This window comes from Streptomyces sp. CLCI03, from assembly GCF_053615355.1.
The window spans coordinates 1,709,625-1,723,777 of record NZ_CM132132.1; the positions used below are offsets into that span (position 1 = coordinate 1,709,625).

The 14,153-nt window shown below is 69.9% G+C and carries 14 protein-coding genes; 10 read left to right on the forward strand and 4 right to left on the reverse strand.

Going from position 1 to position 14,153, the window contains the following annotated elements; genetic code table 11:
* The first annotated feature begins 13 nt into the window (after window positions 1-13).
* The 9 genes from ACWG52_RS07825 (at window position 14) to ACWG52_RS07865 (ending at window position 9,204) form a co-directional block, all read left to right on the forward strand.
* Window positions 14-2,095, forward strand: coding sequence for a protein meaA (locus ACWG52_RS07825; RefSeq protein WP_389813249.1), 2,082 nt, complete (start codon window positions 14-16; stop codon window positions 2,093-2,095).
* Window positions 2,092-3,066 (forward strand): HpcH/HpaI aldolase/citrate lyase family protein, encoded by a 975-nt coding sequence (locus ACWG52_RS07830; protein WP_301364977.1) that lies wholly within the window; start codon window positions 2,092-2,094, stop codon window positions 3,064-3,066. Before ACWG52_RS07825 ends, ACWG52_RS07830 begins: the two co-directional genes overlap by 4 nt.
* Window positions 3,067-3,071: 5 nt before the next feature.
* Window positions 3,072-3,584 (forward strand): MaoC family dehydratase, encoded by a 513-nt coding sequence (locus ACWG52_RS07835; RefSeq protein WP_030010163.1) that lies wholly within the window; start codon window positions 3,072-3,074, stop codon window positions 3,582-3,584.
* 2 nt (window positions 3,585-3,586) lie between these two features.
* Entirely contained in the window at window positions 3,587-4,792 is a 1,206-nt protein-coding gene (locus tag ACWG52_RS07840) for an acyl-CoA dehydrogenase family protein (RefSeq protein WP_030027413.1), read from the forward strand.
* Window positions 4,793-4,978: 186 nt separating this feature from the next.
* Complete coding sequence (locus ACWG52_RS07845; protein WP_030010161.1) at window positions 4,979-5,635, forward strand: phosphatidylserine decarboxylase; 657 nt, start codon at window positions 4,979-4,981, stop codon at window positions 5,633-5,635.
* Entirely contained in the window at window positions 5,622-6,482 is an 861-nt protein-coding gene (gene pssA / locus ACWG52_RS07850; RefSeq protein WP_181382399.1) for a CDP-diacylglycerol--serine O-phosphatidyltransferase, read from the forward strand. The genes ACWG52_RS07845 and pssA overlap by 14 nt, the downstream gene beginning before the upstream one ends.
* A 215-nt stretch (window positions 6,483-6,697) precedes the next feature.
* Window positions 6,698-8,182 (forward strand): AlkA N-terminal domain-containing protein, encoded by a 1,485-nt coding sequence (locus tag ACWG52_RS07855; RefSeq protein WP_389818044.1) that lies wholly within the window; start codon window positions 6,698-6,700, stop codon window positions 8,180-8,182.
* Between the two features lie 12 nt (window positions 8,183-8,194).
* Entirely contained in the window at window positions 8,195-8,716 is a 522-nt protein-coding gene (locus ACWG52_RS07860) for a methylated-DNA--[protein]-cysteine S-methyltransferase (protein ID WP_451695232.1), read from the forward strand.
* Window positions 8,717-8,817: 101 nt separating this feature from the next.
* Window positions 8,818-9,204 carry an SHOCT domain-containing protein gene (locus tag ACWG52_RS07865; RefSeq protein ID WP_033218224.1) on the forward strand — a complete coding sequence of 129 codons (387 nt, stop codon included), beginning with the start codon at window positions 8,818-8,820 and terminating at the stop codon, window positions 9,202-9,204.
* 16 nt (window positions 9,205-9,220) lie between these two features.
* On the opposite strand, the gene ACWG52_RS07870 is transcribed toward ACWG52_RS07865, so the two are convergent.
* Genes ACWG52_RS07870 through ACWG52_RS07880 form a run of 3 tightly spaced genes read right to left on the reverse strand, consistent with a single transcriptional unit; the run spans window position 9,221 to window position 11,977 of the window.
* Entirely contained in the window at window positions 9,221-9,649 is a 429-nt protein-coding gene (locus tag ACWG52_RS07870) for a hypothetical protein (RefSeq protein ID WP_389818040.1), read from the reverse strand.
* A 51-nt stretch (window positions 9,650-9,700) separates the two neighbouring features.
* The gene (locus ACWG52_RS07875; protein WP_389818037.1) at window positions 9,701-10,201 is read right to left on the reverse strand and encodes an NUDIX domain-containing protein; all 501 of its coding nucleotides are present in this window, start codon (window positions 10,199-10,201) and stop codon (window positions 9,701-9,703) included.
* A gap of 9 nt (window positions 10,202-10,210) precedes the next feature.
* Window positions 10,211-11,977: a BCCT family transporter gene (locus ACWG52_RS07880; protein WP_389818034.1), complete on the reverse strand. Its 1,767-nt coding sequence runs from the start codon at window positions 11,975-11,977 to the stop codon at window positions 10,211-10,213.
* A 143-nt stretch (window positions 11,978-12,120) separates the two neighbouring features.
* On the opposite strand from ACWG52_RS07880, the gene ACWG52_RS07885 reads away from it, so the two are divergent.
* Complete coding sequence (locus ACWG52_RS07885; protein WP_389818031.1) at window positions 12,121-13,269, forward strand: glycerate kinase; 1,149 nt, start codon at window positions 12,121-12,123, stop codon at window positions 13,267-13,269.
* 244 nt (window positions 13,270-13,513) lie between these two features.
* Here ACWG52_RS07885 and ACWG52_RS07890 read toward each other — a convergent pair whose 3' ends face one another.
* Entirely contained in the window at window positions 13,514-14,092 is a 579-nt protein-coding gene (locus ACWG52_RS07890) for a cysteine hydrolase family protein (RefSeq protein WP_390167734.1), read from the reverse strand.
* Window positions 14,093-14,153: the final 61 nt, after the last annotated feature.

The following is a 14,153-nucleotide window of genomic DNA, read 5'->3' on the forward strand; positions in this document are numbered from 1 at the left end:
GGGACAGCCTGAGATGACAGAGCGCCAGAAGGACCGTCCGTGGCTCATGCGGACGTACGCCGGCCACTCCACGGCCGAGGCGTCCAACGAGCTGTACCGCCGCAACCTCGCCAAGGGCCAGACCGGCCTGTCGGTCGCGTTCGACCTGCCGACGCAGACCGGCTACGACCCCGACCACATCCTCGCCCGCGGCGAGGTGGGCCGGGTCGGGGTCCCGGTCTCCCATCTGGGCGACATGCGGCGGCTGTTCCAGGACATTCCCCTGGAACAGATGAACACCTCGATGACGATCAACGCCACGGCCATGTGGCTGCTGGCGCTCTACCAGGTGGCCGCCGAGGAGCAGGGCGCGGACATCGCCCAGCTCCAGGGCACCACCCAGAACGACATCGTCAAGGAGTACCTCTCGCGCGGGACGCACGTCTTCCCGCCGGGGCCGTCCCTGCGGCTGACGACGGACATGATCGCGTACACGGTCAACCACATCCCGAAGTGGAACCCGATCAACATCTGCAGCTACCACCTGCAGGAGGCCGGGGCCACCCCGGTCCAGGAGATCTCGTACGCGATGTCCACGGCGATCGCGGTCCTCGACTCGGTGCGCGACTCGGGCCAGGTGCCCGAGGAGCGCTTCGGCGAGGTCGTCGCCCGGATCTCCTTCTTCGTGAACGCGGGCGTCCGCTTCATCGAGGAGATGTGCAAGATGCGCGCCTTCAGCCGCATCTGGGACAAGGTCACCAAGGAGCGCTACGGCATCGAGAACGCGAAGCAGCGTCGCTTCCGTTACGGCGTCCAGGTCAACTCCCTGGGACTCACCGAGGCGCAGCCGGAGAACAACGTCCAGCGCATCGTGCTGGAGATGCTCGCGGTCACCCTCTCCAAGGACGCCCGCGCCCGCGCCGTGCAGCTGCCCGCCTGGAACGAGGCGCTGGGTCTGCCCCGGCCCTGGGACCAGCAGTGGTCGCTGCGCATCCAGCAGGTCCTCGCACTTGAGAGCGACCTGCTGGAGTACGACGACATCTTCGCCGGATCCCACGTCATCGAGGCCAAAGTCGACTCCCTGGTCGCCGACTGCCTGGCCGAGATCGACCGGATCCAGGAGATGGGCGGCGCCATGGCGGCCGTCGAGTCCGGGTACCTCAAGGGCGAGCTGGTCTCCTCGCACGCCGAACGGCGGGCGCGGATCGAGGCCGGCGAGGACAAGATCGTCGGTGTCAACTGCTTCCAGCAGACCGAGGAGAACCCGCTCACGGCCGACCTGGACGGCGCCATCATGACGGTCGACCCGGCAACGGAGGCCTTCACCGTCGAGCGGATCGGCCGCTGGCGCGCCGAGCGCCAGGAGTCCTCGGACCGCCAGGGGAACGGCGACCCGTTCGTCTTCCCCACCACCCAGCAGGCGCTGGAGCGCCTCAAGGAGGCCGCGGCGGGCACCGAGAACCTGATGGAGGCCACGCTGGAGTGCGCCCGCGCCGGTGTCACCACCGGCGAGTGGGCGAGCGCCCTGCGCGAGGTCTTCGGCGAGTTCCGCGCCCCCACCGGGGTCTCCTCGGCCCCGGTCGCGGTCACCGCCGAGCCCGGCACGCCGATGCACGAGGTCCGCGAGAAGGTGTCCCGCACCGCCGACGAGCTCGGCTCGGGCCGGCTGCGCCTGCTGGTCGGCAAGCCCGGCCTGGACGGGCACTCCAACGGCGCCGAGCAGATCGCCGTGCGAGCCCGCGACGCCGGCTTCGAGGTGGTCTACCAGGGCATCAGGCTGACGCCGGAGGAGATCTCCTCCGCGGCGCTGGCCGAGGACGTGCACTGCGTGGGACTGTCCATCCTGTCCGGTTCGCACAGCGCTCTGGTCCCGGACGTCCTGGAGCGACTGCGACTGGCGGGGGCGGGTGACATCCCCGTCATCGTCGGAGGCATCATTCCGAACGCCGATGCCGTGACGCTCAAGGCCGCGGGTGTCGCCGCGGTCTTCACGCCGAAGGACTTCGGCATCACGGAGATCATCGGCCGTATCGTCGACGAGATCCGCAAGGCCAACAAGCTCGCCCCCCTCGACATGAACAACGAATTCGTTGCAAGCACGGAGGTCCCCGCATGACCACGCCCGTCCACCCGGTGAACCGCCTTCGCCCGCGTCGCTCCTGCCTCGCGGTACCCGGCTCGAACCCGCGGTTCCTGGAGAAGGCCCAGGGCCTGCCGGCCGACCAGGTCTTCCTGGACCTGGAGGACGCCTGCGCGCCGCTCGCCAAGGAAGGCGCCCGCCACACGATCGTGGACGCGCTGAACAACGGCGACTGGACCGGCAAGACCCGCGTCGTGCGCGTCAACGACTGGACCACGCACTGGACCTACCGTGACGTCGTCACCGTGGTCGAGGGCGCCGGCCAGAACCTCGACTGCATCATGCTGCCGAAGGTCCAGGACGCCCAGCAGGTCGTGGCGCTGGACCTGCTGCTGACCCAGATCGAGAAGACCATGGGCTTCGAGGTCGGCAAGATCGGCATCGAGGCGCAGATCGAGAACGCCAAGGGTCTGGTGAACGTCGACGAGATCGCCGCCGCCTCGCCGCGTCTGGAGACCATCATCTTCGGCCCGGCCGACTTCATGGCCTCGATCAACATGAAGTCCCTGGTCGTGGGCATGCAGCCGCCCGGCTACCCGGCGGACGCCTACCACTACATCCTGATGCGGATCCTGATGGCGGCCCGCATGCACAACCTGCAGGCGATCGACGGCCCCTTCCTCCAGATCCGCGACGTGGACGCCTACCGCGAGGTGGCCGGCCGGGCCGCCGCGCTGGGCTTCGACGGCAAGTGGGTGCTGCACCCGGGTCAGGTCGACGCGGCCAACGAGGTCTTCTCCCCCTCCCAGGAGGACTACGACCACTCCGAGCTGATCCTCGACGCGTACGACTGGTGCACCTCGGAGGCCGGCGGCAAGAAGGGCTCCGCGATGCTCGGCGACGAGATGATCGACGAGGCCAGCCGCAAGATGGCCCTGGTCATCGCGGGCAAGGGCCGCGCCGCGGGCATGCAGCGCACCACCAAGTTCGAGATCCCGGAGGCCTGAGACCCATGCAGTTCGGACGCACGTACGAAGAGTTCGAGGTCGGGGCGGTCTACAAGCACTGGCCCGGAAAGACGGTCACCGAGTACGACGACCACCTCTTCTGTCTGCTGACCATGAACCACCACCCGCTCCACATGGACAGCAATTACGCCGAGAACACGACCGACTTCGGCAAGAACGTGGTCGTGGGCAACTACATCTACTCGCTGCTGCTCGGCATGTCCGTGCCGGACGTCTCCGGGAAGGCCATCGCCAACCTGGAGATCGAGTCCCTGCGGCACGTGGCGCCGACCTTCCACGGCGACACGATCTACGGCGAGACCACGGTCCTCGACAAGACCCCGTCGAAGTCGAAGAACGACCGCGGCATCGTCTACGTCGAGACCAAGGGCTACAAGCAGGACGGCACCCTCGTCTGCGTCTTCCGGCGCAAGGTGATGGTCCCGACCGAGACGTACATCAAGGAGCGCGGCGGCGAGCAGCCCGGCCGCCCCACGCTGAAGGAACAGGGGAAGTAGCCATGGCCCGACTCGCCCAGACCGCCGGGCTGACCGACGTCCAGCGGGAGATCCTCAAGACCGTCCGGGAGTTCGTCGACAAGGAGATCATCCCGGTCGCGACCGAGCTCGAACACCGCGACGAGTACCCGCAGCAGATCGTCGACGGCCTCAAGGAACTCGGCCTCTTCGGCCTGATGATCCCGGAGGAGTACGGCGGCCTGGGTGAGTCGCTCCTCACCTACGCCCTGTGCGTCGAGGAGATCGCCCGTGGCTGGATGTCCGTCTCGGGCATCATCAACACCCACTTCATCGTGGCGTACATGCTCAAGCAGCACGGCACGCAGGAGCAGAAGGACCACTTCCTCCCCCGCATGGCCCTGGGCGAGGTGCGCGGCGCGTTCTCGATGTCCGAGCCGGCGCTGGGCTCCGACGTGTCGGCCATCTCGTCGAAGGCGGTGAAGGACGGCGACGAGTACGTCCTGAACGGCCAGAAGATGTGGCTGACGAACGGTGGCAGCTCCACCCTGGTCGCCGTTCTCGTCCGGAGTGACGAAGGACACCCCGAGGGCACGGCGCCCCACAAGTCGATGACGACCTTCCTCGTCGAGAAGGAACCCGGCTTCGGTGAGGTCCGTCCCGGCCTGACCATCCCCGGCAAGATCGACAAGATGGGCTACAAGGGCGTCGACACGACCGAGCTCATCATGGACGGACTGCGCATTCCGGCCAATCGGGTACTCGGCGGGCAGACGGGCCGAGGGTTTTACCAAATGATGGACGGGGTCGAGGTCGGCCGCGTCAACGTGGCGGCGCGTGGCTGTGGCGTCGCTCAGCGTGCTTTCGAGCTGGGTGTCTCTTATGCCCAGCAACGTCACACTTTCGGCAAGGCGATCGCCGAGCACCAGGCGATTCAGTTCAAGCTGGCCGAGATGGCTACCAAGGTCGAAGCCGCCCATGCGATGATGGTGAATGCAGCACGCAAAAAGGACTCCGGGGAACGAAACGACCTCGAAGCAGGGATGGCGAAGTACCTCGCCTCCGAGTACTGCAAGGAGGTCGTCGAGGACGCCTTCCGTATCCACGGTGGATACGGGTTCTCGAAGGAGTACGAGATCGAGCGTCTCTACCGGGAGGCCCCGATGCTGCTGATCGGTGAAGGTACCGCCGAGATCCAGAAAATGATCATCGGGCGACGCCTGCTCGAGGAGTACCGGCTTCAGGGCTGAAAGTCCCTTTTGCAGCGAATCATCCATGGGTTCGTTGCGAAAGGATCACTGGCAGTGACTGGCTGACCGTCATCGACTCGGCTTCTGGCTTGCCCAGTTGTTGCGCGCAACCGATAGCATTCCAGTAAAGCCGCCGTCCCGTCCCCCTGTTTGCGGCGCGGCAATCACCCGCTACGAAGGTCATCCATGCCCCACAGCCAAACCTCTGCACCTCGCGACAGCCTCCTTGGCGTACGCCTCGCGCGCGGAGCATCGCCGTGGCTTCTGCCGACCGTCGCCACCGCGGCGCTCAGCCTCACCCGGGCCCGCAAGTCCGGACGCTGGGCCGCGGCGGCCGTGCCCGCAACCGCGCTCGCCGCGGGCATGCTGTGGTTCTTCCGCGACCCCGAGCGTGAGATCGCTCAGGGCCGTGTCATCTCGCCCGCCGACGGTGTGGTGCAGAGCATCATGCCGTGGAAGGACGGACGGACCCGGGTCGCGATCTTCATGAGCCCGCTGAACGTCCACGTCAACCGTGCGCCCCTCGCGGGCACGGTGACGTCCGTGGAGCACATCCCCGGCGGATTCGTCCCGGCGTTCAACAAGGAGAGCGAGAACAACGAGCGCGTTGTCTGGCACTTCGACACCGAACTCGGTGACATCGAGATGGTGCAGATCGCCGGCGCCGTCGCCCGTCGCATCGTCCCGTACCTGCCGGCCGGAACCAAGGTGGAGCAGGGCGAACGCATCGGTCTGATCCGCTTCGGCTCCCGCGTCGACATCTACCTCCCCGAGGGCGTCGAGGTCGCGGTCGAGGTCGGTCAGGCCACCACCGCGGGGGTGACACGAATTGACCGTGACTGACCCTGAGACTCCGGCCGCGGGCTGGGTTCCCGAACCTGCCGAGGAGGAGTCCGCCGAAGACGACATGCCGCTCTCGCTGCGGCTGTCGATAGCGGACACCCTCACTCTCGGTAACGCGACGTGCGGATTCATGGCGGTGTACTTCACCACCACCGGAATCCTCATCCCGCACCTCACCGGCAGTGGCGAATCGGGCATGGCCCGTAACAGCGCCGCGACGGCAGTGATACTGATGCTGCTCGCCGCGGTCTTCGACCTCTTCGACGGCATCGTGGCCCGCAAGCTGCGCAGCTCGCCGATGGGTGCCGAGCTGGACAACCTGTCCGACCTGATCAGCTTCGGCCTCGCGCCGGCCTACTTCGTGCTCGTGTACGGCATGGTCGCCGTCGACGCGCACCAGAAGATGTCGGCCCTGGCCGCGATCGTGGTGCTGCTCGCCGTGGTGCTCAGACTCGCGAGATTCAGCTGCGTGACGATGAAGGACGGCATGTTCCAGGGCATGCCGAGCCCCTTCGGCGCGCTCACGGTCGTCTCGATCGTGCTGCTGGAGCTGCCGTTCGTCCCGACGCTGCTGGCGATCATCGGGGTGGCCTGGCTGATGGTGAGCCGGGTCGAGTACCCCAAGCCGCGGGGCGTTCTCGCGGTGGCGATGCTGTGCTGGATCATCAGCGCGATGGGGCTGCTGGCGGCCTGGGCGTTCGACGCCCCGGGCGGTCAGCTGCTGCTGCAGACCGGCTGCGCCCTGCAGATCGCGATGGCGGCGACCATTCCGCTTTTCGCGACGACCCGGAAGGCCAACACCTTCCGGCACAACCGCCGCGAGGCCCGAGCGGGCTCGCTGCGCTAGCTGTACCGGAGAAGGCCCCCGGATGCCGATGGCATCCGGGGGCCTTCTGCCGTTCCCGGGGGCGGTGGAGGCCTGGGCCGGGGTCGGCGGCGGGGTGGGGAGTGTCCCCGCCCCCCCCCCGGACCCGGCCCCGCCCCCACCACTCCCGGCACCCGACTAGCCTTGATGTCGGAAAACCGCCAGCCGGCGGTTCCGCGACACCGGATCCTAGAGCCATGCACACCGACACCGAGCGCTGCGTAAGGGCCGTGCAGTCGAAGGACGCCCGCTTCGACGGCTGGTTCTTCACCGCCGTGCTGACCACCCGGATCTACTGCCGCCCCAGCTGCCCCGCCGTGCCGCCGAAGGTCGAGAACATGACCTTCCTGCCCAGCGCCGCCGCCTGCCAGCAGGCCGGGTTCCGGGCCTGCAAGCGGTGCCGGCCCGACACGAGTCCCGGTTCGCCCGAGTGGAACGCCCGCGCCGACGCCGTCGCGCGCGCGATGCGGCTGATCCAGGACGGCGTGGTGGACCGCGAGGGCGTGCCGGGGCTGGCCACCCGGCTGGGCTACTCGGCCCGCCAGGTCGAGCGTCAGCTGAACGCCGAGCTCGGGGCCGGTCCGCTCGCCCTGGCCCGGGCCCAGCGCGCCCAGACCGCCCGACTGCTCATCGAGACCTCCGAGCTCCCGATGGGCGACGTGGCCTTCGCCGCCGGGTTCTCCTCCATCCGGACCTTCAACGACACGGTCCGCGAGGTCTTCGCCCTGTCCCCGAGCGAGCTGCGGGAGCGGGCCGTCAAGGCCGGCCGCGGCCGGAACGCCCCGCCCCGGATCCCCGGGACGATCAGTCTGCGGCTGCCGTTCCGGGCCCCGCTGAACCCCGACAACCTCTTCGGGCACCTCGCCGCGACCGCCGTCCCCGGGGTCGAGGAGTGGCGTGACGGCGCCTACCGTCGCACGCTGCGCCTGCCCTACGGCACCGGTGTCGTCGCCCTGACCCCGCAGCCCGACCACATCGGCTGCCGGCTCGCGCTGACCGATCTGCGCGACCTCACCATCGCCATCAGTCGGTGCCGCTGGATGCTCGACCTGGACGCCGACCCCGAGGCGGTCGACGAGCAGTTGCGCGCCGACCCGCTGCTGGCCCCGCTCGTGGACAAGGCCCCCGGGCGCCGGGTGCCCCGTACGGTCGACGCGCCGGAGTTCGCCGTACGGGCGGTGCTGGGCCAGCAGGTCTCCACCGCGGCGGCGCGTACGCACGCGGCCCGGCTGGTCACCGCGCACGGGGAGCCGATCGAGGATCCGCTGGGCGGGCTGACCCACCTCTTCCCCTCCCCGCAGGCGCTCGCCGGGCTGGACCCGGAAGCGCTGGCCCTGCCGCGCAGTCGGCGCGCCACGCTGACCACCCTGGTCTCGGCGCTCGCCGACGGTTCTCTGGCGCTCGGCTTCGACAGCGACTGGGAGGCGGCGCGGGCGCAGCTCTCGGCGCTGCCCGGCTTCGGTCCGTGGACCACCGAGGTGATCGCGATGCGGGCGCTCGGTGACCCGGACGCGTTCCTGCCGTCGGATCTGGGGATCCGACGGGCGGCGCAGGGGCTCGGGCTGCCGTCCACCCCCTCGGCGCTCACGGCGCGCGCGGCCACGTGGCGGCCCTGGCGTGCGTACGCCGTCCAGTACCTGTGGGCCACGGACGCCCACCCCATCAACCACCTGCCCGTCTGAGGAGCACCAGCGATGCGATCCACGATGAACAGCACCAAGACGCACACCGTCGTCGACAGCCCGTACGGCCCGCTGACCCTGGTCGCCACGGAGGGGGTGCTCAGTGGCCTCTACATGACCGGGCAACGGCACCGACCGGCCGAGGAGTCCTTCGGTGAGCGGGTGGCCGCCGCGGAGGAGCCGTTCCCCGAGGTGGCGCGCCAGTTGACCGCCTATTTCGCCGGCAAGCTCACCGAGTTCGACCTCCCGCTGCGCCTGGAGGGCACCGAATTCCAGCGCAGTGTCTGGGATCAGCTGGTGCGGATCCCGTACGGCGAGACGTGGTCGTACGGGGAGCTCGCGACCAGGCTGGGCAAGCCCAACGCCTCGCGCGCGGTGGGCCTGGCGAACGGGAAGAACCCGGTCGGCATCATCGTGCCCTGCCACCGGGTGATCGGCGCGTCGGGCGGGATGACCGGTTACGGCGGCGGGCTCGACCGCAAGGTGCGGCTGCTGGCCTTCGAGTCCGGGGAACACGTCCGAGAACTGTTCTGACCCCCGACCGCGAAAGCGGGCTCGGCGCGGCCCCATTCCGAAATGCGGTCCTTTTGCAGCGGCTGTATGAATGGAATACCGCTACATGATCGGAGTCGGGCATGGACGACTATCCGCTTCTCAACATCTTCTGGACGATGCTGTACCTGTTCCTGTGGATCATGTGGTTCTTCCTGCTCTTCAAGATCATCACGGACATCTTCCGTGACCACAGCCTCGGCGGCTGGGGGAAGGCGGGATGGTTGATCTTCGTGATCCTGCTGCCCTTCCTGGGCGTGTTCGTCTACCTCATCGCCCGGGGCAAGAGCATGGGCGAGCGGGACATCAAGCAGGTCCAGGAGAACGAGGCCGCCTTCCGGTCGTACGTCCAGAAGACGGCGGGCTCCGGCAGCAGTGCGGACGAGCTGCACAAGCTGTCCGCCCTGAAGGACAAGGGCGACATCACCCAGGAGGAGTTCGACCGCGCCAAGGCCAAGCTCCTGGCGTGATCGGGTCCGGGTCGGTTCAGACGACGAGGAGCGGAACGAGCAGCGCGAAGGCGGCCCCGGCCTCCACGGCGTAGTTGTACAGCGAGGGGTGCTGGATCGGGGCGGCGAGCAGGACCACGCTCTGCTGGGTGGCGGCGGCGGCCACCCAGTCGGGGTCGGCGCCGAGGTTGCCCTGGTACCAGCCCTCGCAGGAGCCGGGTCCGGTGACGGCGAGGAGGTCGTCCTCGCGGCGGTAGAAGGCCTGCCAACCGGCGGCCGGGACGGACCAGCCCTCGAAATCGGTGAACTGCGCCCAGCCGCCCTCGCGTATCGCGGTGTCGAACAGCCAGACCGGGGTCCCCTCCGGAGTGACTTCACCACCGGCCTGCTGGTCGGTGGTGAAGTGCACCATGGGGAGGGCGTCGGGCCCGTCGGCGGTGCTGGGCCAGGCGTACATCGTGATCATCTTCTGATTCTGTCCTGGTCGAGGTAAGTCCGCTGTTACGGCGCGTCCCGCTTACGGGGCCACCGGGCGCCGGCCGTTCTCCAGTTCCACGGCGCCCTCGCCGGACTGCGCGATCCGGTACGCCTCTTGGATGCGCCGCCCGAGCGGTGCGGGCAGATACGCGGCGAGTTCGGTGGGTTCGACGAGCCGCCAGGAGATCAGCTCCTCCTCCTGCAGGGTGATGGAGGCGAACTGGGCCTCGTCGAGCACCCCGCCGTCGTAGACGTAGGCGACCAGTGGCGGGCGGCCGGGGCCCGGCACCCAGTCGACGGCCAGCAGGCGACCGAGGGGGAGGTCGATGCCGATCTCCTCGGCGCTCTCCCGCCGGGCCGCGGTGCGCGGGGACTCGTCCTGGTCCGACTCGACGGTGCCGCCCGGCAGGGCCCAGCCCTCGCGGTAGTTGGGCTCGACGAGCAGGACCCGGCCCTCGGCGTCCCGGTAGAGGGCGGCCGCGCCGGCCAGCACCCGGGGCAGGCTCGCGATGTACGTGGCGTAGTCGTCTGCGGTGGTCACGCCGCAACCCTAAGTCCTTCGCGACGGGCCCGGCGAGGAGCCCGGGCCTTCGCCGTTCCCGTCCCCGCCCTCGTGGTCCTGGTAGCGCCGGCTCCCGGACTCCGCGAGGCCCCGCGGGCGGCGGGCCGGGTGGGCCGCCCCCTGTTCGGTGATGGCGTCGCCGACCATGGCCCGGACCGCGTCCCGCAGTCCGTGCAGGGGGTGGTGACGGGCGGGTCCGGCGCCCGGGTCCGTACGGAGCTCCTTCAGCAGGGCCCAGCAGAGCAGCAGCATGACGACGGCGAAGGGCAGCGCGACCAGGATGGTGGCGGTCTGCAGGGACTTCAGGCCGCCCGCGACGAGGAGCACGGCGGCGACGGCGGCCATCAGCACGCCCCAGGTGACGACGAGCCAGGTGGGCGGGTTGAGGGAGCCGCGACTGGTGAGCGAGCCCATCACCAGGGAGGCCGAGTCGGCGCTGGTGACGAAGTAGGTCATGACCAGGATCATGGCGACCCACGAGGTGATCGTGGCGAGCGGCAGGGCGTCCAGCATCGCGAAGAGCGAGGCCTCCGTCCCGTCCTTGAGCGTGACGGCGAAGTCGACGGCGCCGGTGGAGTCGAGGCGGATGGCGGTGCCGCCCATGACGCAGAACCAGATCACGGTGGCCCCGCTGGGGACGAGCAGCACGCCGATGAGGAACTCGCGGATGGTGCGGCCGCGCGAGATGCGGGCGATGAAGGTGCCGACGAACGGCGCCCAGGACAGCCACCACGCCCAGTAGAAGATCGTCCACGCGCCGAGCCACTTGGAGTCGGTGAAGGCGCCGGTGCGGCTGGCCATGGGCACCAGCTCGCTCAGGTACCCGCCGACGCCGGCGGGGATCACGTCGAGGATGTAGACGGTCGGGCCGAGGACGAAGACGAAGAGCATCAGGACGGCGGCCAGCACGAGGTTGATCGTGCTGAGCCACTTCACGCCCTTGTGCAGGCCGGAGAAGGCGGACAGGACGAAGGCCGCCGACAGGGAACCGATGATGATCAGTTCCAAGGTCACGGAGTCCTCGACGCCGGTGGTGAGGTTCAACCCCTTGGAGACCTGGAGGGCGCCGAGGCCGAGGCTGGTGGCGGTGCCGAAGACGGTGGCGAAGACCGCCAGCAGGTCGATGGCCTTGCCGGCCGGGCCGGCTGCCCGTTCCTCGCCCATCAGGGGGACGAAGGCTGAGCTCAGACGGTTGCCGCGGCCCTTGCGGAAGGTCGCGTAGGCCAGGGCGAGGCCGGCGATGCCGTAGATCGCCCAGGGGGTGAGGGTCCAGTGGAAGAAGGAGTACTCCATGGCCGCGAGCGCCGCGGCGCCGGTACGAGGGGCCGCGCCGGAGGCAGGGGGCGGCGCCAGGTAGTGGGTGAGCGGCTCCCCCACCCCGTAGAACATCAGGCCGATGCCCATACCGGCGCTGAACATCATCGCGATCCACGCCAGGTTGGTGAACTCGGGCTCGGAGTCGTCGGCACCGAGCCGGATCCGGCCGAACCGGCTGATCGCGAGGACGACGCACATGACGAGGAAGACGTCGGCGGCGATCACGAACAGCCAGGCGAAGTTGCCCAGCACCCAGGAGAGCGCGGTGGCCGACGCCGTGTCGAAGGAGTCCTTGCCCAGGGCCGCCCACGCGACGACGGCCAGCACGGCGAGCACACCCACGGTGACGACCGTACGGTCGGGCGCGCCGTCCACCGGACCGTCCGCTCCCCCTCCCGGGGTGTCCGGACGTGGCTGATCCAGCGATTCCGCGCTCATGCGGCCACACTATGCAGGCGTATATCCCCATTTAGGGGCATGGCACGCCGGGTGTGGCCCAGGCCACTCATGGGCATAGGAGGATCCTCCGGATAAGCTCATGGCGGCGCGACTGCACTGTTCGATAGCAAGGGAATAGCAAGGTGACGGACGGAGCAGTAAACGAGGCCGCGCGCGTGCTCATCGCCGCGGACAAATTCAAGGGCTCGCTCACGGCCGTTCAGGTCGCGGAGCGGGTGACGGCCGGCCTTCGCAGGGCCGTACCCGACGTGGAGATCGAGACCCTCCCCGTCGCGGACGGCGGCGACGGAACGGTCGCGGCAGCCGTCGCAGCGGGCTTCGAACGGCGGGAGGTACGGGTCACCGGACCCCTCGGCGACCAGGTCACGGCCGCCTTCGCGCTGCGCGAGGGCACCGCGGTGGTCGAGATGGCGGAGGCCTCCGGGCTGCAGCTGCTGCCGGCCGGCACCTTCGCCGCGCTGACGGCGACCACGTACGGCTCGGGCGAGCTGCTCAAGGCCGCGCTGGACGCGGGCGCGCGCACGATCGTCTTCGGTGTGGGCGGCAGTGCCACCACCGACGGCGGCGCCGGCATGCTGGCCGCGCTGGGCGCGGTGTTCCTGGATGCGAACGGCGAACCGGTCGGTCCGGGCGGCGGCGCGCTGGCCGAGCTGGCCTCGGCCGACCTGTCCGGCGTCGACCCGCGGTTCGCGGAGGTGGAGTTCGTCCTCGCGAGCGACGTGGACAACCCGCTGACCGGCCCGAAGGGCTGCGCCGCGGTGTACGGCCCGCAGAAGGGCGCCTCGCCCGAGGACGTGGCGACGCTCGACGCGGCACTGGCGCACTTCGCGGTGGTGCTGGAGAAGTCGATCGGCGCGAAGGCCGCCGAGTGCGCGGTGCTCCCGGGTGCCGGTGGCGCGGGCGGCGTCGGCTACGGGGCCCTGCTGCTCGGCGCGACGTTCCGTCCCGGCATCGAGCTGATGCTGGAGGTGCTGGGCTTCGCCCCGGCGCTGGAGCGCGCCACGCTGGTCATCACCGGTGAGGGCTCCCTGGACGAGCAGACCCTGCACGGCAAGGCCCCGGCGGGCGTCGCGGCCGCGGCGCGCGCGGCGGGCAAGCCCGTGGTGGCCGTCTGCGGGCGGCTGCTGCTGTCCCAGGAGGCCCTTGAGGGTGCCGGCATCCGCAAGGCGTACCCGCTGACCGATCTGGAGCCGGACCCGGCCAGGTCCATCCCGAACGCGGGTCCCCTGCTGGAGCAGGTCGCCGCGAACATCGCCGCCGACGTCCTCTGACGCGACCGTCCGGCCTCCGAGGGCCCGGCCCCCCCGTGCGGGGTCCGGGCCCTCAGCCGTACCGGCTCCGCCTGGCGATCCGGCCTCGCCATTTCCAGCCTCGCCGGCGTTTGAGGCGCGGGTGCGGGCGGAGCCCGGTGCCCGGCGGAGCCGGGTTCCCTGGGGCTCCGCCCAGACCCCGCGCCTCAAACGCCGGCGAGGCTGGAAATGGTCGGGCCTGGGCCGAGACTTGCCGCCGGCGGGGCTATCGCAGCAGGGCGGCCGTCGTGGTCACGCGGGCGAAGCCGCCGCCCTGGAGGTTCACCGCGGTCGCGCGGGCGAGCTCGTCCGCGGTCAGGGAGAGTCCCTCCGGCCCGGTGAGGTCGAAGGTGTGCGTGGCGTCGAGCGGCACGAGCACGTCGTAGCCCAGGTTCCCCGCCATCCGCGCCGTGGTCTCGACGCACATGTTGGTCTGGATGCCGACCAGCACCAGCTGCCCGATGCCGTGGGCCGTCAGCCAGTCGGCCAGGTCCGGGGTGCCGTAGAAGGCCGAGTTCACCGTCTTGGTGACCACCAGGGCCCCCTCGCTCCGCTTCTCGACCAGGTCCTTGAAGGCATGCCCGGGGTGGTCGGCGGCGAGGACGGAGCCGGGCTGTACGGAGGCGTGCCGGACGAGGACCACCGGCCGGCCGGCCGTCCGCCAGGCGTCCATCAGGGCCGCGATGTTGTCCTCGGCCGCCGGATTGTTGCGGGGCCCCCAGAAGGACTCCTCGTCGAAGCCCTTCTGCACGTCGATGACCAGCAGGGCACTGTTGGGGGCGATCTCGATCGCGGTCGTCGTCATGGCTCCATGCTGTCGGCCGGGCCGCAGGCCCGACAGCGCCCGCGAGGCCCCGTACCGATGG

Coding starts and splice junctions, on each gene's coding strand:
- ACWG52_RS07825 (WP_389813249.1), top strand. CDS start 14: ATGACAGAGCGCCAGAAGGACCGTCCGTGGCTCATGCGGACGTACGCC.
- ACWG52_RS07830 (WP_301364977.1), top strand. CDS start 2,092: ATGACCACGCCCGTCCACCCGGTGAACCGCCTTCGCCCGCGTCGCTCC.
- ACWG52_RS07835 (WP_030010163.1), top strand. CDS start 3,072: ATGCAGTTCGGACGCACGTACGAAGAGTTCGAGGTCGGGGCGGTCTAC.
- ACWG52_RS07840 (WP_030027413.1), top strand. CDS start 3,587: ATGGCCCGACTCGCCCAGACCGCCGGGCTGACCGACGTCCAGCGGGAG.
- ACWG52_RS07845 (WP_030010161.1), top strand. CDS start 4,979: ATGCCCCACAGCCAAACCTCTGCACCTCGCGACAGCCTCCTTGGCGTA.
- ACWG52_RS07855 (WP_389818044.1), top strand. CDS start 6,698: ATGCACACCGACACCGAGCGCTGCGTAAGGGCCGTGCAGTCGAAGGAC.
- ACWG52_RS07860 (WP_451695232.1), top strand. CDS start 8,195: ATGCGATCCACGATGAACAGCACCAAGACGCACACCGTCGTCGACAGC.
- ACWG52_RS07865 (WP_033218224.1), top strand. CDS start 8,818: ATGGACGACTATCCGCTTCTCAACATCTTCTGGACGATGCTGTACCTG.
- ACWG52_RS07870 (WP_389818040.1), bottom strand. CDS start 9,649: ATGATCACGATGTACGCCTGGCCCAGCACCGCCGACGGGCCCGACGCC.
- ACWG52_RS07880 (WP_389818034.1), bottom strand. CDS start 11,977: ATGAGCGCGGAATCGCTGGATCAGCCACGTCCGGACACCCCGGGAGGG.
- ACWG52_RS07890 (WP_390167734.1), bottom strand. CDS start 14,092: ATGACGACGACCGCGATCGAGATCGCCCCCAACAGTGCCCTGCTGGTC.